The organism is Mesorhizobium sp. CA5 (genome assembly GCF_020165105.1).
Taxonomy (GTDB): Bacteria; Pseudomonadota; Alphaproteobacteria; order Rhizobiales; family Rhizobiaceae; genus Mesorhizobium.
In genome coordinates, this window is record NZ_JAIUHJ010000003.1 from 206094 (window position 1) to 227003 (window position 20910).

20 protein-coding genes are annotated in these 20910 nt (G+C 62.7%); 6 read left to right on the top strand and 14 right to left on the bottom strand.

Annotation, left to right across the window (positions count from 1 at the left end; genetic code table 11):
- Position 1: 1 nt before the first annotated feature.
- From LB529_RS05865 to moaA, 10 genes are all read right to left on the bottom strand, one after another.
- Positions 2 to 871, bottom strand: coding sequence for an NAD(P)-dependent oxidoreductase (locus LB529_RS05865; protein ID WP_224710516.1), 870 nt, complete (start codon positions 869 to 871; stop codon positions 2 to 4).
- A 113-nt stretch (positions 872 to 984) separates the two neighbouring features.
- Complete coding sequence (locus tag LB529_RS05870) at positions 985 to 1809, bottom strand: ABC transporter permease (protein ID WP_224710517.1); 825 nt, start codon at positions 1807 to 1809, stop codon at positions 985 to 987.
- Entirely contained in the window at positions 1806 to 2522 is a 717-nt protein-coding gene (locus tag LB529_RS05875) for an ABC transporter permease (RefSeq protein WP_224547740.1), read from the bottom strand. Before LB529_RS05875 ends, LB529_RS05870 begins: the two co-directional genes overlap by 4 nt.
- 78 nt (positions 2523 to 2600) lie before the next feature.
- Positions 2601 to 3386, bottom strand: coding sequence for an ABC transporter substrate-binding protein (locus tag LB529_RS05880; protein ID WP_224710518.1), 786 nt, complete (start codon positions 3384 to 3386; stop codon positions 2601 to 2603).
- Between the two features lie 151 nt (positions 3387 to 3537).
- Complete coding sequence (gene mobB / locus LB529_RS05885; RefSeq protein ID WP_224710519.1) at positions 3538 to 4053, bottom strand: molybdopterin-guanine dinucleotide biosynthesis protein B; 516 nt, start codon at positions 4051 to 4053, stop codon at positions 3538 to 3540.
- Complete coding sequence (mobA, locus tag LB529_RS05890; protein ID WP_224710520.1) at positions 4050 to 4682, bottom strand: molybdenum cofactor guanylyltransferase MobA; 633 nt, start codon at positions 4680 to 4682, stop codon at positions 4050 to 4052. The genes mobB and mobA overlap by 4 nt, the downstream gene beginning before the upstream one ends.
- A gap of 5 nt (positions 4683 to 4687) precedes the next feature.
- Positions 4688 to 5608 (bottom strand): DMT family transporter, encoded by a 921-nt coding sequence (locus LB529_RS05895; protein ID WP_224710521.1) that lies wholly within the window; start codon positions 5606 to 5608, stop codon positions 4688 to 4690.
- Between the two features lie 124 nt (positions 5609 to 5732).
- Positions 5733 to 6089: a hypothetical protein gene (locus tag LB529_RS05900; protein ID WP_140628062.1), complete on the bottom strand. Its 357-nt coding sequence runs from the start codon at positions 6087 to 6089 to the stop codon at positions 5733 to 5735.
- A gap of 113 nt (positions 6090 to 6202) precedes the next feature.
- Positions 6203 to 6361, bottom strand: coding sequence for a hypothetical protein (locus tag LB529_RS05905; RefSeq protein ID WP_224710522.1), 159 nt, complete (start codon positions 6359 to 6361; stop codon positions 6203 to 6205).
- A gap of 365 nt (positions 6362 to 6726) precedes the next feature.
- Positions 6727 to 7722 (bottom strand): GTP 3',8-cyclase MoaA, encoded by a 996-nt coding sequence (moaA, locus tag LB529_RS05910; protein ID WP_095765403.1) that lies wholly within the window; start codon positions 7720 to 7722, stop codon positions 6727 to 6729.
- Between the two features lie 376 nt (positions 7723 to 8098).
- Here moaA and LB529_RS05915 point away from each other — a divergent pair, with 376 nt between their 5' ends.
- Both LB529_RS05915 and LB529_RS05920 read left to right on the top strand, forming a co-directional pair.
- Complete coding sequence (locus LB529_RS05915) at positions 8099 to 8452, top strand: gamma-butyrobetaine hydroxylase-like domain-containing protein (protein ID WP_224604831.1); 354 nt, start codon at positions 8099 to 8101, stop codon at positions 8450 to 8452.
- Positions 8453 to 8538: 86 nt separating this feature from the next.
- The gene (locus LB529_RS05920) at positions 8539 to 9150 is read left to right on the top strand and encodes a pyridoxamine 5'-phosphate oxidase family protein (protein WP_224710523.1); all 612 of its coding nucleotides are present in this window, start codon (positions 8539 to 8541) and stop codon (positions 9148 to 9150) included.
- Positions 9151 to 9163: 13 nt separating this feature from the next.
- Here LB529_RS05920 and LB529_RS05925 read toward each other — a convergent pair whose 3' ends face one another.
- Positions 9164 to 9616: a MarR family winged helix-turn-helix transcriptional regulator gene (locus LB529_RS05925; protein ID WP_095765406.1), complete on the bottom strand. Its 453-nt coding sequence runs from the start codon at positions 9614 to 9616 to the stop codon at positions 9164 to 9166.
- Between the two features lie 47 nt (positions 9617 to 9663).
- Between LB529_RS05925 and LB529_RS05930 the strand changes: the two genes are divergently transcribed.
- On the top strand, positions 9664 to 10572 hold the full coding sequence (locus LB529_RS05930) for an alpha/beta hydrolase (protein ID WP_224710524.1): 909 nt from the start codon (positions 9664 to 9666) through the stop codon (positions 10570 to 10572).
- A gap of 7 nt (positions 10573 to 10579) precedes the next feature.
- Here LB529_RS05930 and LB529_RS05935 read toward each other — a convergent pair whose 3' ends face one another.
- The gene (locus LB529_RS05935) at positions 10580 to 10981 is read right to left on the bottom strand and encodes a rhodanese-like domain-containing protein (RefSeq protein WP_224547713.1); all 402 of its coding nucleotides are present in this window, start codon (positions 10979 to 10981) and stop codon (positions 10580 to 10582) included.
- Positions 10982 to 11382: 401 nt separating this feature from the next.
- On the opposite strand from LB529_RS05935, the gene LB529_RS05940 reads away from it, so the two are divergent.
- The gene (locus LB529_RS05940; protein ID WP_224710525.1) at positions 11383 to 13263 is read left to right on the top strand and encodes a murein L,D-transpeptidase; all 1881 of its coding nucleotides are present in this window, start codon (positions 11383 to 11385) and stop codon (positions 13261 to 13263) included.
- A gap of 64 nt (positions 13264 to 13327) precedes the next feature.
- Here LB529_RS05940 and LB529_RS05945 read toward each other — a convergent pair whose 3' ends face one another.
- Together LB529_RS05945 and LB529_RS05950 are read right to left on the bottom strand one after the other, a co-directional pair.
- Positions 13328 to 13807, bottom strand: coding sequence for a hypothetical protein (locus tag LB529_RS05945; protein WP_411962442.1), 480 nt, complete (start codon positions 13805 to 13807; stop codon positions 13328 to 13330).
- Positions 13808 to 14093: 286 nt separating this feature from the next.
- Positions 14094 to 14351 carry a PepSY domain-containing protein gene (locus LB529_RS05950; RefSeq protein ID WP_224547698.1) on the bottom strand — a complete coding sequence of 86 codons (258 nt, stop codon included), beginning with the start codon at positions 14349 to 14351 and terminating at the stop codon, positions 14094 to 14096.
- Positions 14352 to 14754: 403 nt separating this feature from the next.
- On the opposite strand from LB529_RS05950, the gene LB529_RS05955 reads away from it, so the two are divergent.
- Positions 14755 to 16536, top strand: a complete 1782-nt coding sequence (locus tag LB529_RS05955) for an adenylate/guanylate cyclase domain-containing protein (protein WP_224532247.1) — start codon at positions 14755 to 14757, stop codon at positions 16534 to 16536.
- A gap of 117 nt (positions 16537 to 16653) precedes the next feature.
- Positions 16654 to 20880: a cytochrome P450 gene (locus LB529_RS05960; RefSeq protein WP_224628276.1), complete on the top strand. Its 4227-nt coding sequence runs from the start codon at positions 16654 to 16656 to the stop codon at positions 20878 to 20880.
- Positions 20881 to 20910 lie beyond the last annotated feature (30 nt).

Consider the following 20910-nt stretch of genomic DNA (forward strand, 5'->3'; position numbering starts at 1 on the left):
CCTATCTTTCCAGGCGCGCCAGCAGCGATGACGTGTCCCAGCGCTTGCCACCCATGTCCTGCACATCCTTGTAGAACTGGTCGACCAGGGCGGTCACCGGCAGCTTGGCGCCGTTGCGATTGGCCTCCGCCAGGCAGATGCCGAGATCCTTGCGCATCCAATCGACGGCGAAGCCGAAATCGTATTTGCCGGCATTCATTGTCTTGTGGCGGTTTTCCATCTGCCAGGAGCCGGCAGCACCCTTGGAGATCACCTCGACGACCTTTTCGATGTCGAGGCCGGCCTTCTTGCCGAAATGGATGCCTTCGGCCAGGCCCTGGACGAGGCCGGCGATGGCGATCTGGTTGATCATCTTGGTCAACTGGCCTGCGCCAGCCGATCCCATCAGGCCGACCATGCGGGCGTAGGCGTCGATGACGGGCCTGGCCTTGTCGAAGGCGGCCTCATCGCCGCCGACCATGACGGTCAGCACGCCGTTCTCGGCGCCGGCCTGTCCGCCTGACACCGGCGCGTCGAGGAAGGAGAAGCCGGCCTTGCGCGCGGCTTCGTCAAGCTCGCGCGCTACCTCGGCCGAGGCGGTGGTGTTGTCGATGAAGATGGCGCCCTTCTTCATCGCGGCGAAGGCGCCGTTCGCACCGGTCGTGACGGAGCGCAGATCATCGTCGTTGCCGACGCAGGAGAAGACGAATTCCTTGCCTTCGGCTGCCTCGGCCGGCGTCAACGCCAGTTTGCCGCCATGCTCGGCCACCCACCGCTCGGCCTTTGCCTTGGTGCGGTTGTAGACGGTGACGTCATGGCCGCCCTTGTTCCTGAGGTGCCCGGCCATCGGATAGCCCATGACGCCAAGACCGAGAAATGCAACCGATGCCATAGACCTGCCTTCCAACAAAACACAGTTTCCAGTGGCGGAAGGTCTAGGCCATGCGAAAAATTCGTCAAGGCACGCAGCGCTGCATCGACTGGTGCAGGCGGCCGGGCCGCAATCTATCGATGCAGATGGACGGTGATGCGGCGCTCGATCCATTCGACGCCGTGGCGCAGGATTTCGACCATCACCAGATAGACGATCGCCACCCAGATATAGGCCTGGATGTCGAAAGATTTCGCATAAGCGAGCTTGGCGTTGCCCATCAGGTCGTAGACGGTGATGATGGCGACGATCGCGGAGGCCTTGATCATCAGGATGAGCTCGTTGCCATAGGGCCTGAGCGCGACAATGATCGCCTGGGGCATGATCACCTTGCGCAGCGTCTGCAATCTGTGCAGTCCGAGCGAGGCCGCACCTTCCCATTGGCCGCGCGGCACGCTTTCGATGGCGCCGCGCAGGATCTCGGCCTGATAGGCGGCGGTGTTGAGCGAGAAGGCAAAGACGCCGCAATAGAAGGCCTCGCGAAAGAACCACCACAGCCCGACCGTCTCAAGCTCAGGCCGGAACGAGCCGATGCCGTAATAGACCAGGTAGGTCTGCACGAGCAGCGGCGTGCCGCGGAAGAAATAGACGTAGCAATAGGCAAGCGCGGACAAGATCGGGTTCTTCGACATGCGGCCATAGGCGACCGGCAGCGACAGGAGCGCGCCAACGACCATCGAAATGCTCACCAGCGATAGGGTGGTCCCCAGGCCCTGAAGATAGGCGGGAGCATATCTGGCGAAGAATTCGGCGTTCCAGGCATAGACCAGATAGGCGACGATGCCGGCGCCGAACAGCACCCAGATGCCGACCAGCGCGTAGCCGAGGATGCGGACCCGCGGCCAGCCGCGCGCTGGCGGCGGCGGCTTGTCGATGGCGATAGCCTGGCTGACGCTCATCGCGCTTCCCTCCGTCCGAGATAGCGCAGGATATAGCTCGTGGCGATCGACGACAGGACTGCCAGCGCCAGGAAGATCAGCGCCGCGACGCTGTAAAAGAGGAAGGAATGCTTGGTGACGCGCGCCGCCACGCCGGACTGGCGCAGGGTCTCCGCGAGATTGACGACCGAAACCAGCGAGGTGTCCTTGAGCAGGCTCAGCCAACAATTTTCGAGACCCGGAAAAGCGATGCGTATCAGCTGCGGCAGGATCACCAGCCGCATTGTCTGCCATTTCGACAGGCCAATGGCGTAGCCACCCTCATATTGGCCTTTCGGAATGGCGCGGAACGCGGAGAGGAAGACCTCGCTGGCGTAAGAGGAGAAGATCAGCGCCAGCACGATCATGCCGGCGACGAAGCTGTTGACGTCGATAGTTGCGTCCGGATTGAACAGCCGGACGAGATATTGTAGCAGAAGCGGCATGCCGAAGAAGAACAGGAACAGCGTCACCAGTTCCGGCAGGCCGCGAAAGACCGTGGTGTAGATGTTGCCGGCAAGGCGCAGCGACGGCTCTTCATGCTGCTTGGCAAAGGCGACGAAAAAGCCGATCACTAGGCCGATCGGCAGTGTGGCGAGCGCCAGCGCGATGGTGACCAGAACGCCAGAGGCAATGTCGTCACTCCAGCCCTCCGGTCCCCAGCTGAGAAGTGTCCAAATGCTTTGGGCCGGCATTGACGGGTCGTGTCTCCGTGGCGATCCCGGAAGGATTTAAGGGCGGCGAGGGATGCCTCACCGCCCTTGGCTTATCGATCAGGACTCGGCGCCATAGACGTCGAACTTGAAGTATTTGTCGTTGATTTCCTTGTACTTTCCGTTCTTTCGGATGGTGTCGATCGCTTCATTCAGCTTGTTGACCAGATCGGTCTCGCCCTTGCGCACGGCGATGCCGGCGCCCGGTCCGAAGATTTCGACCGGCTGCGGCGAGGGCTGGCCGAGGATCTTGCAGCAGGCGCCGTCCGGCGAATCCAGCCACTGCTGCAACACAACGATGTCGTCCTCGATCGCATCGAGACGGCCATTGGCGAGGTCAGCCTGTTCCTCGGGGCTGCTCGGATAGCCCTTGATGGTGCTGTCCGTGTAGGTCTTCGAAGCATAGTTGTAATGCGTGGTGGTGGTGGCGACGCCGATGGTCTTGCCGGCGAGGTCTTCCTTGGCTACGCCCTTGAGTGGTGAATCCTTCGGCACGGCGATGGCCGAGGGGGTGTTGTAGTATTTGTGGGTGAAGTCGACCTTTTCCTGGCGCTCGGGCGTGATCGACATCGAGGCGACGATGGCGTCGAACTTGCCGGCCTGGAGCGCGGGGATGATGCCGTCCCAATCCTGCGCGACGAAGGTGCATTTCACCTTCATCTCGTCACAGAGAGCCTTGGCGATATCGATGTCGAAGCCGACCAGCTGGCCGTCCGAGGTCAGGTTATTGAAGGGCGGGTACGCGCCTTCGGTGCCGATCCTCAGGGTCTTTTCCTGAGCCTGGGCGATGCCGAGTGTCAGCAGCGCGGCCGAAGCGGCGAGCGCGATACGCAGTGCAATACGCATGATAATCCTCTCATATTGTCATGGCCGCTGTCCCGTGCGGCTCTTGTGGGCGGTGCTTTCTTGACCGCCCGCTGGGCGGATACTCCCACTCTTTCGAAGAAAAAAGCAACTGCAAATCAACGGCAAACGACAATCGGGATGTGCCGCTGCGTTACTTGGTCTGAGCCACGAGACCCGTGCTGCGCTCGACAAAGTCGGCTATCGATTTCGTGTCGTCGAGGTCGAAAACCGGCAGCTTTTCGCCTTCGACTGTGAAGTCGGCGGCGACCGCGACGATGTTGGGATCGTTGGCCGAAAGCGGCGTCCGATCCTTGGCTTCAAGCCGCCTTGCCTCAATCTTCTTATGCGCTTCGCGCTTGTAGCCTTCGACCAGCACGATGTCCGCGGGCGACAGCCGCACCAGGATGTCATCCAGCGTCGGCTCGTTTTCCTCGCGCAATTCGTGCATCAGAGCCCAGCGCCGGCCGGAGACGATGGCGACCTCCGTCGCGCCCGCCTGGCGGTGGCGGAAGGAGTCGGCGCCCGGCTTGTCGATGTCGAAGTCATGGTGTGCATGCTTCACCGTCGAAACCGTCCAGCCGCGCGCCACCAGCTCGGTGACCAGCTTTTCCGTCAGGGTCGTCTTGCCGGAGTTCTTCCAGCCGGTGATGCCGAATACGCGTCTCATGGCCCGAGGCTTTGCAACAGACGCTCCGCCGCCGCAAGATCGTCCGGCGTGTTGATGTTGAAGAACGGATCGATCTTTTGGCCGCGAGCCTCGATCATGGCGAACTCGACCTCGACATGGCCGTGCCGCTCCATGAAGGCGGAAACCCGTCGGTCGTCCTCGTCGACCAGGAAATGACGCAAGGCGTCGCGCAGGCGGAGCGGCCAGAGCGCGAAGGTCGGGTGCCATCTGCCGTCGGAGCTGGCGACGGCGATCGTGCCGGGCCGATCGGGCGCTGCCACCATCAGGCGCTCGACGAGGTTGTCGGGAAAGAACGGCGTGTCACCGGCGGCGCTCACCAGCCATCGGCAGCTTGTTTGCGTTGCCGCCCATTCGAGGCCGGTGAGAATGCCTGCGAGCGGGCCGGCATGGCCCGGCATCGTATCTTGGATCACCGGCAGGTCGATGCCGGCAAATCGCGCCGGATCGCCGTTCGCGTTGAGCCCCAGTGTGGCGACCTGCGGCCTCAGTCGCGTGGCGACATGGTCGATCAGCCTGGCTTTGCCCAATGAAAGGAGCGGCTTGTCGCCGCCGCCCATCCGGCGCGACTGGCCTCCGGCCAGAATGATCCCCGCAACACTTCGGTCCATTGCGCCTATATGCCGTCGGGTGCCATGTCGGGTCCAGTGCTTTCGGCGGCAGGTTGCTGTCGGCCGACGACGCGCTCGCGGTAGAGCGCATAGAGGCCCGAGCCGATGATGATGGCGGCGCCGACGGTCATCGGCGCATCCGGGATATCGCCGAAAATGACGAGGCCGAGCAGGATCGACCACAATAGCGCGGTGTAGCGGAACGGGGCGATGAAGGAGATGTCGCCCGAGCGCATCGCCATGATGATGAACTGATAACCGATGAGCACCAGTACCGCCGCCAGCGCCAGAAGCGTGGTCGCCCGGCCGCTCATCGGCGTCCAGCCGCCCATCGGCGACAAAAGCAGCGCGCCCAGCACCGTCATGGCAAGCGCGGTCGCCGTCGACACCAGCATGGTCGGGATCGCGTCGGGGATCCGCTTGGTGGCGAGATCGCGCACCGCGCAGCAGGCGACGCTTGTCAATGCCAGCAGCGAGTAGACGCTGAAGCCCTCGAAGCCCGGCCGCACGATGATCAGCACGCCGGTGAAGCCGATGGCAATGGCAAGCCAGCGCCGCCAGCCGACGCCTTCGCCGAAGAACAGCGCCGCGCCCATGGTCACCGCCAGCGGCAGCGCCTGCAGCACGGCCGAGACGTTGGCGATCGGCAAATGCGCAAGCGCGATCAGAAACGATACCGTGGCGCCGGCTTCGCCCGCGACGCGCGTCGCCACCATCGGCTGCAGCATGGCCGCCGGATTGGCAAGCGCGCCGCGCCGCCAGGCGAGCAGGCCGACGAACAAGGACGCGAAGGCGCCGCGCACCAGCATGACCTGCGCCATGTTCATCGATTCCGACGAGAATTTGGTGATCGCGTCGTTCAAGGTGAAGCCGACCATGGCCACGATCATGAACAGCGCGCCGCGCAGATTTGGCGAGAGAGGCAAGGGCGTTTCCGGATTCTATTTTAATTCAGCCGTCTAGCAGGCAGCCGGAAAACAGCAACGGCAAAGAAATGGGCCACGAATTTCTGCATGGCCCATGAGATCGATTTGCCGAGCTTTGGAACGCTTACTTCGGCGTCAGCACCTCGGTGCCGTTGCCGTTCTGGCCGGCGATGGTCCACAGCCCGTGCAGGGAGCCGTCCTTCTCGATCTTGTAGACGACGAGACCGATCTCCTTACCCATCGCGTAGCCGGCGGAAAATGCATTGTCGTTACGCATGCAGATGCCGTCCGAGGTCGAGCCGCCGGTTTCCCAGTGGATGGTGCAGGTCGTGTCGCTGGTCAGCGTGATGGTTGCCTCGCCGTCATATTTCGAGCCGTCGAAATTGGTGCCGGCGACGGTGTAGGTGCCGCCGATCGACTGAGCCGCGGCCGATACGGAAGCAACCCCAAGCATTGCTAGTGAAAGCATGAATGTGCGCAAGTGCACTCCCCCTAGAGCGATAATCGCGCGCGAAGGCTAGGCTGGAAAAGGCCGGCGGTAAATCGGCCGGAAGGCGATGCAAGCGCTTTATTTTCAGTGCGGCCAGGCTGACCTCAAGGGCCGCGCAGGGTCTTGGCGATGGAGCCGACCAAAGGGTCGTATTTTGACTTGAGCGCGGCAGGGTATTCGATCCAGACGGTGCGAATGACGTCGTCCTTTCCGAACAGGCGCCGTTCGTAAAAAATGTTGCCATCCTTGGTGCCGGAGAGCACCGCCCAATTCTTGCCGGTCTTGCTGTAGGTGATCTTGTAACCCGGTTCGGTGCTGGCTTTCTCCTGGACGACGAAACCTTGCGGCGTGTCGGGTCAGGCTGGCGCCGTCGGCGCTAAGCCATTGCTGTCCGTCGCCATTTTCCGGCTCGGGCATCGGCTTGTTGAAGATGTCGTCGGGAAAAGTGCAGGACTGGCCGAACCGCGCATTCACATAGGTGAAGGGTTTGGCCATCGCGGTCGCCGCCATGACTGTCGACAGGGACAAGATGGCCGCTACCGACGACCAACCGATGCGCTGCGGACGTTTCATGATCCCCCCTTTGGTCGATGACCGAAGGTGATCCTGCACCAAATCGCAGAAAAAATCAGCCGCCGGTGACGCTCATATGCCGAGATACCGATGGGCGGCTGGTGCGGCGGTCGATGACGAAATCATGGCCCTTGGGCTTGCGGCCGATGGCTTCGTCGATCGCCTCGCCGAGCAGCTCGTTGCCTTCGGTGGCGCGCAACGGCGCCCTGAGGTCGGCGGCGTCCTCCTGGCCAAGGCACATATAGAGCGTGCCGGTGCAGGTCAGCCGCACGCGGTTGCAGCTTTCGCAGAAATTATGCGTCATCGGCGTGATGAAGCCGAGCCGGCCGCCGGTCTCCGTGACATGGACATAGCGGGCCGGGCCGCCGGTCTTGTAAGGAATATCGGAGAGCGTGAACTGGCGCTCCAGCGAGGCGCGCAGCAGCGACAGCGGCAGATACTGGTCGGTGCGGTCGGCCTCGATCTCGCCCATCGGCATCGTCTCGATGAGGGTGAGATCCATGCCGCGGCCATGCGCCCAGCGCATCAGCTCGGGGATTTCGGCGTCGTTGAAGTCGCGCAGCGCAACCGCATTGAGCTTGATCTTCAACCCGGCCTTCTGTGCGGCATCGATGCCCTCCATCACCTTGCCGAGATTGCCCCAGCGGGTGATCTGGTGGAATTTCTCGGCATCGAGCGTGTCGAGCGAGACGTTGATGCGCTTGACGCCGCAATCGGCGAGTTCAGCGGCGAAGCGCGACAGCTGCGAGCCGTTGGTGGTCAGCGTCAGCTCTTCCAGGGCGCCGCTCTCCAGATGCCGCGACAGCTGGCGCACCAGATGCATGATGTTCTTGCGAACCAGCGGCTCGCCGCCGGTCAGCCTGAGCTTCCTAACGCCCTTTTCGATGAAAACGGTGCAGAGCCGGTCAAGCTCCTCGAGCGACAACAGATCCTTCTTGGGCAAGAAGGTCATGTCCTCGGCCATGCAATAGGTACAGCGAAAATCGCAGCGGTCGGTGACCGACACGCGCAGATAGCTGATGGTGCGACCGAAGGGGTCGATCATGTCCATTTGCAAACGTTTCCCATGGCCTGAGCAGCACCGTTATATACAGCTATGTGATACGATCCAATGCCGCATTCAAGATAGACGGTCTTGATCTTTGGTAACATTCCCCGGCCGACATCGCGTGTCGGCTGGCTGAAAGTCTTTGTCGGACGCATGTCGTTTGTCCCAGAACCGCTGCCCACTTCCGGGCGACATGCATTGGCATCGGTCTTTCCGGATTGCGCGAAGCGGCGTAGGGAAGGGCGCAACCCAGAGCATGATGCCGAAAAGTGTGAAGCGGTTTTTCGGACGACATCATGCTCTATCTCTTTGACTTAGAGACGGATTCAGATTTCAGGTCGAACAGACCTGAAATAATCCGGCTCTAGACAGGACAGTCATGACCGCGCCAAAGGAACTCAGGGTCTCGAAGGACCGCAAGCTGCTGACGGTGACCTTCCCGGGCCATCAACCGTTCGAATTGCCGGCGGAGTTTTTGCGCGTGGCTTCGCCGTCGGCGGAAGTGCAGGGGCATTCGCCTGAGCAGCGGGTGACAGTTCCGGGCAAGCGCAATGTCACGATCCTCAAGATCGAGCCGGTCGGCAATTATGCGGTGCGCATCACCTTCGACGATTTCCACGACACCGGCATCTTCACCTGGAACTATCTGCATACGCTTGGCCACGAAAAGGACGAGCGCTGGAACGCCTATCTTACCGAGTTGGCCGAGAAGGGACTGAGCCGGGATCGCTAGCCCGGCGCGTGGCAATGCAAGGTCGGCTGTCGTCAAGACGTCATAGACATGGAGTAGCGCCGGCAAAAGGTCAGGAGGCGAGAAAGATGTCGCGCATCACATCCGTCGAACAGCTCGAGGTCCTCTACGGCCTGCCGGGCGAGGCTTCGGTCGTCAAAGAACTCGACCATGTGATTCCCGAATATGCCGCCTTCATCGAGGCCTCGCCCTTCGTGGCGCTGGCGACGAGCGGGCCCGAGGGCCTCGACTGTTCCCCGCGCGGCGATCTCGCCGGCTTCGTGCGCATTGTCGACGACAAGACTCTGATGATGCCCGACAGGCGCGGCAACAATCGCGCCGATTCGCTGAAGAACATCATTCGCGATCCGCGCGTCGGCCTGCTCTTTCTGGTGCCGGGCTCGGGCACCACGCTGCGCGTCAACGGCCGCGCTCACATCACGACCGATGCCGGGCTTTGCGCGTCCTTCACGGTCGACGGCAAGCCGGCCCGCTCGGTCACTGTCATCGATGTCGATACAGTCTATTTCCAATGCGCCCGCGCCATCGTGCGTTCCGAGCTCTGGAACCCGGCCAGGCATGTTGATCCGAAATCGCTGCCGACACCCGGCCAGATTCTCGAGATCACCAGCCGCAAGAACATCGACGGCCAGAAGTACGACGAGGAATGGCCGGAAAGAGCGAAGAAGACGATGTGGTGATTGGAAGCCGCGCTCAGGCTTCCTTCAGCACGTCGGCGATCTTGCGCATCTGCTCGCCGATCATGTCGCACTGCTCCGGCGTCGACTGGCTCATCGCCTTCTCGATCAGCGCCATGTGAACCTTCAGGGCCTTCATCAGCAGGGCCTCGCCCGCCTCGGTGAGGTTCAGCCGCAGCACCCGCTTGTCCTTCTCGTCGCCTTCGCGACGCAGCAACCCGCGGGCCTCGAGCTGCGGCAACAGCATGGTGATGTTGGAGCGGCCGACGAGCAGCTTGCGGGCAAGGTCGTGCTGCGACATGCCGGGGTGGCGGTAGAGGTTCATCAGCACGTCGAGCTGCGCCGGCTTAAGGTCGAGCGGGCCGAGCTTAACCGCCAGCGTGCGCTCCAGCACATGGCAGGCGCGCGCCACCGCAACCCAGTTGCGAAAGCGAGGGTTGTCCCAGGGTAGCTCTTGCTTAATGTTCATCTTTGAACTATTATGTTCATGCTTGAACGAATGGATGGACTGCCAATATGGCATCATTTGGAATGAAGGTCATCCGGGGCGTTTTCGGCGCGGCCGAGCATGTTGCGCCGCGTCTTAGCGGCCGTGCCGCCTTCGAATTGTTTTGCCGCACACCAAACGTCAAGACCTTGAGCGACGGCGAACGCCGAGCCGTCGAGCGTGCCTCAGCCTTCATGGCCGAGGCGCGCCATCACAGGCTGAAAACCAGGACCGATTGCGTCGCAGTGCATGAATTCCGGCCGGAGCCGGGCAGGGAGTCGCGCGGCACGGTGCTCGTCATTCATGGCTGGCGCTCGCGTACCGAATATATGCGCGCCCTGATCGAAGGGTTTCGCGGCGCCGGCTACAAGGTTGTTTCGCTCGACCTGCCTGGGCATGGCCATTCGCTCGGCCGCCATCTCAACATGGTGACTGCCGTGGACGCGGCGCGGGTCGCCGGCGAATGGTTCGGCCCCTTTGCCGCCGTCGTCGGCCATTCCTTCGGCGGCGCGATTGCCGCCAATGCCGTTGCCGCATCGGTCAAGGGCATGCCGCCGCTTGCGGCGCAAAAGCTGGTGCTGATTGCGGCACCGAGCTCGCTGCCTGCAATCTTCGACGACTTCAGCGATATGATGAATGTCGGGCCGCGCTCGCGCGTCGCCATGGCGGACAGGGTGAGATACCTTTCCGGGCGTCCGCTCAGCGAATTCACCGGCGACCGCCAGCTTGCGGAGGCGTCGGTGCCGACGCTGATCATCCACGCGCCGGACGATCGCGAAGTCCATGCCGATCATGCGAAGCGTTATGCGGGCGCCGGCGAGCATGTCCACCTGCATTGGGCCGAGGGGCTTGGCCACCGGCGTATCCTGACCGACAGGGACGTCGTCGCGCGCGCGGTCAGCTTTGTGACTGGGCAGCGGGAAACGGCCCTGCACTAATCGCCTATCAGTCCGCCTTCTTTTTCTGCCCCGCCTCTACGGGCAGGCCCGCTGCTTTCCAGGCGGTATAGCCGCCGAGGATATGCTTGACCGGTGTCAGGCCCATGTCCTGCGCCGTCTTGGTGGCTAAAGCCGAGCGCCAGCCTCCGGCGCAGAAGAAGACGAAGGTCTTGCCGCTGGCGAAGAACGGCTTGTGGTACGGGCTTTCGGGATCGATCCAGAATTCCAGCATGCCGCGCGTTACATGCTTGGCGCCGGGGATCTTGCCGTCACGTTCGACCTCGCGCGGGTCGCGCAGATCGACGAAGATCGTGTCCTCATCCTCCAGCAGCCCCGCTGCCTCCTCGGGCGACACGACCTCGATCTCGGCATTCGCCTCGTCGAGAAGCTGGCGATATCCCTTCTTCACTGCACATCCTCCAGGCCGTGGCTCGAGGCCGCCGGAATTTCGATCACAAAGACCGTGGTTTGTCACGCCTTGGCCGTGCCGCACAGAGCGGCCGTCGAATCCGCCGGTGATTCCTGCTTGACGACAGTCCACTCGAAAAGCTGACCGCGTACCTATGTGACTTTTTCGCCTGTCGGCAACGCCACGCCTGATTGTCCCAGGTGTCGGAACACTTGGAACGGCCAGCTCGTTTTAGGTCTCACAAGGATGTGAAACCGTTCTGCAACACGGCTCCGAAAATTTATGGAAGCTTAACGAAATCAGTATGAATCGGTATAGTCACGTCATACATCCGCCTTGCGGAGGGCGGGACCGTCCAGCGGCGTGGAACGGGAACCGGTTTCAACCGGTGCGGGTGAAGCATGAAAATCCTCGGAAACAAAAAAGCCGTCCTGCCGATCGCGGTCGCGGCGACTCTTGCCCTCGGGCAGCAGTCGGCAAGCGCGCAAGGGCTGTTCGACATGCTGTTCGGCGGCGGCATCCGGCACAGCCCGCAAGGCGAGTTTCCGCCGCCGCCAAAGCCGCGCAAGATGCGGCCGGCCGGAGAGGATGGTGGCGGCGTCAGGATCAGCAGCCCGACCTATAACACCTACAGGGCCGACAAGCTTGTGCGGGTCGATTTCAAATCGCTGCTGCCGGCACCGCAGGCCGCGACCCCTCAGGACGCCGCCTTTGTCCCGTCGGTGACGAGCAATAGCTTCCGCGATGCCGTCGCTGGTTTGAGCGACTATGAGCTGTTTGCCGAGCCGGATATCGCCAAGGCGCTGATCGCCTATTATTCGGCCAATCCGGATTTCATCTGGGTGAGCGACAATACCCCCAACAGCCGGGCGCAGGATGCAGTGCGCGTCCTGGGGGAGGCGGCGAGTTATGGCCTGACGCCGGCCGACTATTCCGTCGATGTCCCGGCAGCCGTCAATTCCGCCGCCACACCGGAAGAGCGGACCAAGGAACTGGTCCGCTTCGAGATGGCGCTGTCGGCCCGCGTGCTGCGCTATGCCCATGATGCCCAGAGCGGTCGCGTCGATCCCAACCGGATGACCGGCTATTACGATTTCCCGGCCAAGCCGCTCGATCTTGAAGGCGTGCTGAAGACGCTGGCGCATACCCAAGAGGTCCGCACCTATCTCGAATCGCGCCACCCGCAGAATGCCGAATACCAGGCGCTGCGCGTCGAGCTGGAAGCGCTCGAGGCGAGCGAGGAAAACGAGATCGTCGTCGATCCCAAGCTCCTGCTCAAACCCGGCGAAAGCAGCCCGGAATTGCCAAAGTTGCTGACGCTTATTTCCCGTAATCTCGATGACGAGATGGGTGGCAGCTATGGCGAAGTGCTCGCGAGGCTCGGCAAGAGCGAGCTCTACGATCCCGAGCTGGTGCCGGTGATCAAGGCGGTGCAGCAGCGCGCCGGCATGAAGGGCGACGGCGTCATCGGTCCGCGCACGGTGGCTTCATTGGCCGGCGCCTCAAAGGCGGACAAGATCGAGAAGGTCAAGGTCGCGCTCGAGGAACTGCGCTGGATGCCGTCTGATCTCGGCAGCCCGCGCGTCTTCATCAACCAGCCCGCCTTCACCGCCAGCTATATCGACAATGGCGAGGAGAAGCTGAAGACCCGCGCGGTCATCGGCCGGGTCACCAACCAGACCGCCTTCTTCTATAACCAGATCAAGCAGGTCGACTTCCATCCTTATTGGGGCGTGCCGCAGTCGATCATCGTCAACGAGATGCTGCCAAGACTGCGCGGCGATCCGGGCTATCTCGACCGCGCCGGCTATGAGGTGACGGATTCACGCGGCAAGCGCATCCCGTCGGCGGCGGTCGATTGGGGTGCCTATGGCGCCAACATTCCGTTCAGCGTGCGTCAGCAGCCGAGCGAGGCCAATGCGCTGGGCGAGTTGAAGATCCTCTTCCCCAACAAGCATGCGATCTACATGCACGACACGCCGCAGAAGTCGTTCTTCGAGCGCGACATGCGCGCGCTCAGCCATGGCTGCGTGCGGCTACAGGATCCGCGCGGCATGGCCGCCGCCGTGCTGGGCACCACGGTCGACGATATCGCCGAGAAGCTGAAGCACGGCCATTCGACCGAGAATGTCACGCGCGTCATTCCGGTCTATGTCGCCTATTTCACCGCATGGCCGGACATGTCCGGCAAGGTCGAGTATTTCGACGACGTCTATGGCCGCGATTCCAAGCTGATACAGGCGCTCGACGCGACCGAAGCGGTGCGCACGCCGTCAAGCTGAGCGCTTTTTACTCTTAAGCAATTTCGGACGGAAGGTTACCGCGAAGCCGCCGAGCCGGACCGCTTCACACTTTTCCTGGAATTGCTTTGATCAACGACCGGCGCAAGCCGGCGTTGCGCCCGGCAATCAGCCAATAGATCAGGCCGGCCACGAGGCCGCCGCCGGCGATGATGCCCATGTCGGCCCAGCGTTCCGGATCATTGGCGGCGTCCGGCCAGATCAGCATGAAACCGGCTGCCGCGGCAGCGGCGCCGAACAGCATATGCAGCCAGAAGCTCCGCAGCGAAAAGAACTCGGCGATCATTGTAAAGACCAGCGTCTGCATAGCCGTCAGGAGGATCGTCAGAAAGTAGATGAACATGCCGAGCGGCGGCACCACCAGCGCGGCGACCGGCGTGAACGCCATAAGCTCGAAGTAACCCGGAGCATTGGGCAGCGAACTCAATATCGCGTAGATCACCACCACGGCGATCAACCCGACAAGCACCGCGACCAGATAGCCGACAAGCACCATCAGGATGCGCTTCAGGACGTAGCCAATCATTGCCATGCACCCCGTGCCCGCAATCATGGCGGGCAGTCAGCCACCAAAGCTGTGACGATGCAAGGGCGGTCCGTCGCGCCGGAACGCGGCACAGGAGCATTCAGGCGCTAGATCAGGATGACGTTTCGTTGAATCGCCATCCGATCTAACTCTTGTTGGAGACGATCTTCTCTGAAAACCGGTTCCCACTTGTCGGGATAACGCTCTAACGCACAGATGCCGGGGATCGGGCAGGGGTCCATTTGCCCCTAGTAGGTCTGGCGGAATGGCCGCAGGCGGACGCGGCCTATTTGGGTTCGCCGGTCACGGGATCGTAGGTGATTTGGACCTTGGCCTTGTCCGTCGTGTAGTAAGTGATGGTGTAGCCGTCGCTATCCCATTCGACCTCCTTCACATAGCGGAAGTCTGTGCGGTGCTCGACCTTGGCGACGATCTCCGAGAGCTTCTTGGCATTTTGCGACGGCAGTGGCTGGTCGTCCGCCGCAAAGGCTTGTCCACTGATAAGCAGGAAAGCGATACCGGTTGCTGAAACAACATTGCGCATGAGAGCCCTCAAATCTCGTCGGCGTCAGTGCCGTCAGAAACTCGCGCGCAGGCTGGTTGGTTCCGCAGCGCCGCAATAACCGACTTTTGCGGCGCATACCTCGATGCGGCTGCAGGAGCCGGCCGATACTGCCTGGCGGAGAAAATGTAACAATTTCAACTGGTGAGGTCGCACTTTGGATGTGTCTCCTGACGTACTGAACCACTAACCATGCGCCGGCGGGTGAATTCGCCATATTAGCTGTTCGTGGTAGAGCTTTCGGCAAGACCCTGATAGAATTCTGGTCATAAGAGGGTGGCAACAGTGCGCCGGGCCTGCCGAGGATTTCCGTCGGCAGCCGGCGACGCGTTTCTTTGAGCGCAGGTCGCCCGTTCTGGACTGCAGCGGGACTGGGGGCTCAATCATGGCTGAACGGAATTATACCCGTCAGCTTGCGACAATCATTTCAATCGACGCCGTAGGATTCTCGAGGCTTATGGGCATCGACGACGAGTTGGCTGTTGCCGCCTTCGAGGAAAGGCGCGACATCATCGCCGACAGTTGCGGAGCATTTGGCGGGCGCACGTTCGGCGATGCCGGCGACAGCATCATGGCCGAATTCGGCAATCCAATCGAAGCCTTGCGGGCAGCCTTCGATTTCCAGGCCCGGATCGTGGCGCTGAATGCCGCTGTCGCCGAGGACATGCGCATGCCTTTTCGCGCCGGGATAAACACCGGCGACGTCATCGTCCGGGAGGGCCGTCTCTACGGCGACGACGTGAATATCGCGGCCAGGCTTCAGGAATTCGCGCCGCATGACGGCGTCGCCATCTCGGCCACGACGTGGCATCACGTGAAGGACAAGACGGCGGCCGTCTTCACCGATCTCGGCGAGTTCAGCCTGAAGAACATCGCCCTGCCGGTGCGGGTCCTGATCGCCGGTCGCGGCGGCAACGGCCCTGCCGCGACGGCTTCCTTTGCTTCCATTCCCGCCACGCCCAGTCATTCCAGGCCGATCGCCAAGGGCCCCCCGGCAATCGCCGTGCTGCCGTTCCAGGGCAACGGCAGCGAACCCGATGTCGGCTACATGGCCGACGGTATCGCCGAGGACATCATCTACGGTCTTTCCAACACGCGCTGGCTTTCGGTCATCGCCAAGGGCTCGAGCTTTCAGTTTCGCGACGATAGCCTCGGCACAAGGCTCATCGGCAACGCGCTGGGTGCCCGCTACATCGTCAGCGGCACGTTGGCGCGCTCCAACAGGCAGATCCGCCTCAATACGTCGCTCACCGATACCTCGAACGGGCGCCTGGTCTGGTCGCAACGTTTCGACCGCGATCTCGTCGATATCTTCAGCCTGCGCGACCAGATCGGCAGCGAGATCGTTTCCATACTCGACAAGGAGGTCGACCGCGCCGAGCAGGCGCGTACGTTCCAGGTGCCGTGGGAAAGTCTCGAGACCTGGCAATTGGTCAGGCGCGGCCGCTGGCACATGAACAGGCGGACACGTCGCGATACCGAAATCGCGCTCGACTTCTTCGACAAGGCCTACCAGGAAGATCCGAATTCGAGCGCCGTGCTCAATGAGCTCGCATGGTGGTATTTCTGGCGGGCCTGGCTGCGCTTCGGCGACAGCGACGATCTGGAGAAAGTCGAGACGCTTGCGCGCAAGGCGCTGCTGATGGATAGCCTCGATGCGCGTCCGCATGCCTATCTCGGCGCAGCCGACATCATGCGCGGCCAGCCGGCATTGGCGGCCGAGCATCTTGCCGAAGCGATCCACATCAATCCGAGCTTCGCCTTCGCCCGCTCGGCCATGGGCAGCGCACACCTTTTGCTTGGCGATGCGACCAGCGCGATCCCCTTCTTCCTCGACACTGACCGATTGAGCCCGTTCGACCTCTATCGCTTCCATAATCTGGGGGAACTGGCCGCGGCCTATTGCTTCGTCGAGGACTGGCAGGCCGCGATCGCCACCGCCGAGCGCTCGCTCAACCTGTCGCCAGGTTACTTCTACGCAAGATTCCTGAAGATAGGCGCCCTGATGAGAAGCGGTCGGCGCGACGAGGCGGCGCATGAACTCGCGATTTTCATGACCAGGCACCCCGATTTTTCCGAGCAGAGGATACGCTGGATACCATTCGTGGACCCAGCCAAGAACAATTTCCTGATCGGCAATTTCGATCAGGCCAAGTCTGCCGCATGATCGCCGGGGCCGACAACAAATGACTGTGAACGAATTCACATACGGCGGACCGATGCAAACCTAGGCCAGACAATGCCGGCATCGCATTGACGTGGATAGCCGGGGGGCTTGAACGCGATGATCACTTTGAAGTACTTCGCCGCCGTCCGCGCTGCTCAGAAGAGCCAGCGTCCGCTCGCCGAAATGCCATCGTTCGACATCAACCGGCTGCGTTCCAAGAGCGGCTTTGCTTCCCGCATCGCCGGTTTTCTTCTCAGCGATCCGCGCTGGCTACTGGCGCTGCTGCGCCGTTTCTGGCCGAATCTCGGCTTCGGCAATTTCCTGCTCGTCACCAAGGGCGCGGATGTTCGCGACATATTGGAGCGGGGCGACGAGTTCGAAACGCCTTACGGGCCGGAAATGGCCGAACTCGCCCGGGGCTCGAATTTCATTCTCGGCATGCAGGACGGCGCCGCGTACCGGCAGATGAAATCGGCGGTGCTGAGCGCGTTCCCGCCGGCGGAGGTCGAAGCCGCCGTCAGGCCGATCGCCGAGCGCCATTCGCACGATATCATGACCCGCGCCAGCCCCGGCTTCGATGCCATCGCCGGATTGATGAAGATCGTGCCGGTTCGCATCTGCCGCGACTATTTCGGCCTCGAGATCGACGACGAAACCGAGTTCGCCGACTGGTCGATCGCGCTCAGCGCGCTGTTCTTTTCCGATCCGACGGCAAGTCCCACCACGCGCCAGCTTGCCGTGGTCGGAGGCGATCGGCTGATCAAGGTCATAAACCGATCGATCGCCGCGGTCAGGGAGAGAGCGGGCAAAGACGACCGGCCGCTTGCCCGTCTCGTCGCGCTGATGGACCAAGGGCGCCTGTCGTTGCCCGACATTCATTCCATCATGCTCGGCATGGTCGCGGGCTTTGTGCCGACGAACGTGCTTGCCGGCAGCAATTGCCTGGATGTGATCCTGTCGCGATCCGATGCGCGGCAGGCTGTGGATGAGGCCATCGCGGCCGGCGACACCGACAAGCTCGACCGGGCGATCATGGAAGCCATGCGCTTCAAGCCGATCTGGATCGGGCCGTGGCGCTATACCAGGCGTGACGCGGTCATCGGCAAGGGCACGCGCCGCGAGCGCCTGGTCAAGGCCGGAACGGTGGTCATGCCGGCGACGCTTTCAGCAATGTTCGATCCGGAGATCGTGCAGCGGCCGAACGAGTTCGATACGTCGCGCGCGCATCGCGACTACATGGTTTTCGGTTACGGCATCCATCTGTGCATCGGCGCCGAGATCGCCCGCATCCAGATCGGCGAATGCATCCGCGCGCTGTTCGGCAAACCGAAGCTCGCCCGCGCGCGGGGCAGGGCCGGCAAGATGGTCAATGTCGGCGCCTATCCGGCAAGCCTCAAGGTCGATTTCGAGCGCCCGCCGCTTTGCCGCACCGCCGACCAGTCGATGGTGACGGTTGTCTGCCCGATCACCCGCGCCATGCCGCTCGATGCGGTGCGCGACAAGGTCGCCGACCTAGGCAATCCCGCGATTGGCGAGATCAGCGCCGCACTCGACAAGGTCGCCACCATACATTTCACCAGCCTGGCCGTCGCTCCCACAGGCAGGGACAAGAAGACGGGGGTCGAGACCGGCGCGCTGGTGTTCGAAATCTCCGGCGACGGCAGCACCGACGACGTCATTGCCGCCATTGCGCAATCGATCGGGTATCGGCTGCGGCCGATCTTCAGGGATGTCTGCGGCCTGCCGGATGGCGGCTCGCTGGAGGACTTCCTGAAGAAGAACCAAATCAAGATATCGCCCTCCTTCGGCAGCGCGGCCGGGCTGGTTTTTTCCGGCACGCCTGGCCATTCCGTACGCCGCATCCTTGCCGAGGCGCGGCTGGCCGACAGCGTGCGCGAGATCGTCGAAAAGCCGCGCGTGGGCGCCGGCAACGCGATGGATGTGCTGGCCGAAGCGCGCCGGCATGTCCGCTGCCTCGGGCAATTCGGCTGGGCGTTCGAGCCCGCCGAAAGCCTGCTGGAAAGGCCGCCCGGCCACTGGTCGCGCGCGCTGACGACGACGCTTTTGACGCCGGCGATGTTCGCCACTGTCGCGATCGTCGTTCTCGCCTTTTGGCGCATGACTTATGTGCTCGTGTTCGGGAACCCGCATGGCGTCACCTTCGCCAATATCGCTATCGCCGGCGCCGCGCTTCTGCTGACGGTGCTCGGTCTGCTCGCTATTCTGGCTCTGTTCGTGGGCCTTTGCTTCCTGGCGTTGCGGCGGCTCGAAGACAAGGACCGGCCGGCGAACAAGCCGGTCGATATCGGCGCGCTGGAAAAGATCCTCGCCAATGAGGACCACTGCGCGCAGAACAACCTGACGGCGATCTCGACGATGAAGCCGGGGATCTTGCGGCGGCTGGCGCTGCGGCTCTCCTTCTACCTGATCTCGATATCGGCGCAGAAAGTGTTCAGGCCTGGTTTCCTCGCCACCATTAACACCATTCATTTCGCCCGCTGGGTGCTGCTGCCTGGCACCGACAGGCTGGTGTTCTTCTCCAATTACGGTGGCAGCTGGGAGAGTTATCTGGAGGATTTCATCGCCAAGGCTTCGGCCGGCCTGACCGGCGTGTGGAGCAACACCGAAGGCTATCCGCGCACGCGCTGGCTGTTCCTGGACGGCGCGCGCGACGGCGATCGTTTCAAACGCTGGGCGCGGCGCCAGCAGGTGCCGACGCTGTTCTGGTACAGCGCCTATCCGCATCTCAACACCACGCGCATCCGCATCAACTCCAGGATCAGGCGCGGTATCGCGTCGGCCACCGGCAACGAGGCGCGCGACTGGCTGAGCCTGTTCGGTTCGCTGCCGCGCCCGCAAGCACGGCCGGCGGACGCAACCGGCCTGGCTGGACCGGCGTCCGCGCCGCTCGAAGAACTGGAATCCGGAGAAATCCAGTCCATCTTCTTCGGTCCGTTCGGCGCGCTCGGCCATGCACACATGCTTGCGATCGGGGTGCCGGACGGTTTGCCGGCAGCGAAGCGCAAGGCGTGGCTCGACTTCGTGACCGAAAAAACCAGCTTCGGCGACGGCGTGCCTGCCGGCCGCGCCATGACCGTGGCGTTCGGCCCCAACGGACTGCGCCGGCTGGGGCTCGAGGGCGGCGTCGATGACGAGCCGCTGGACACGTTTCCTGTCGCTTTTCGCCAAGGCATGGGAACGCCCGAGCGCAGCCGCATCCTCAACGACACCGGTCCCGACGCCCCCGACAAATGGCAGTGGGGGTCACCCGCCAATCCCGCCGACGTCGTCATCGTCTGCTATGCCGGGACGCCGGCCGCTTTGAAGGCGGAGATAGCGGCCATGAAGCGACAGACGACAGGCGCGGGGATGTCCGTGGCCGCCGAACTGCCGCTGATGGTTCGGCGCGACGGCAAGCGGGCCGTCGAGCATTTCGGCTTCGTCGACGGCATCTCGCAACCGATCGTTCGGGGTACGTCGCGCGCCGCCAAGGGAGCCGCGCCGATGCATTTGCTGGCACCGGGCGAGTTCCTGTTCGGCTACCGCGACGAGCACGGCTTCTACCCGGCTTCGCCGTCGGTGGACGCGGCGCTGGACCGAACCGGCATCCTGTCGCAGGTGCGGCGCAACCGTCAGATACCGGGGCAGCCGCCTCCGCCGCGCGATTTCGGCCGCAACGGCACCTTCCTCGTCCTGCGCCAGTTCGAGCAACATGTCGAACTGTTCGACGATTATTGCAGGAAGGCCGCGACGCAGGCAGCATACGAGACTGGCGACGCCGCCATCACACCGCATTGGGTGGCGGCAAAGATGCTCGGTCGCTGGCAGGACGGAAGCTCTCTGGTGCGCAATCCGAACGGACGCCCGGGCCGCGGCGTCGACAATGATTTCGCGCTCGGCGCCGAGGATCCGCAGGGGCATGCCTGTCCGCTCGGCTCCCACATACGCCGGTCCAACCCGCGCGATTCGCTTGGCGAGGACCGCGAGACACAGATCAGGATCGGCAAGCGCCACCGTATCCTGCGCGTCGGCCGCACCTATGAGAAGAAGGGCAAGGGCGGGAAGATCGAGAAGGGCCTCCTATTCATGTGCCTCAATGCCGATATCGAGCGTCAGTACGAATTCATCCAGCAAACCTGGGTCTCGTCGAACTCGTTCCAGGGTCTTGTCGGCGAGACCGATCCGACGATCGGCGCGCGGGGCGGCGGCGGCCGGTTCTCGATCCCATCCTGGGAAAAGGTCACGGTGCTCAAGGATGTGCCGCAGTTCGTCACCACGAAAGGCGGCGGCTATTTCTTCATGCCGAGCCGGTCGGCGCTGCGCTATCTGATCTCGCGGCTCTGACCGGGTGCGCTGAAAGCAGTTCGTCGTTTC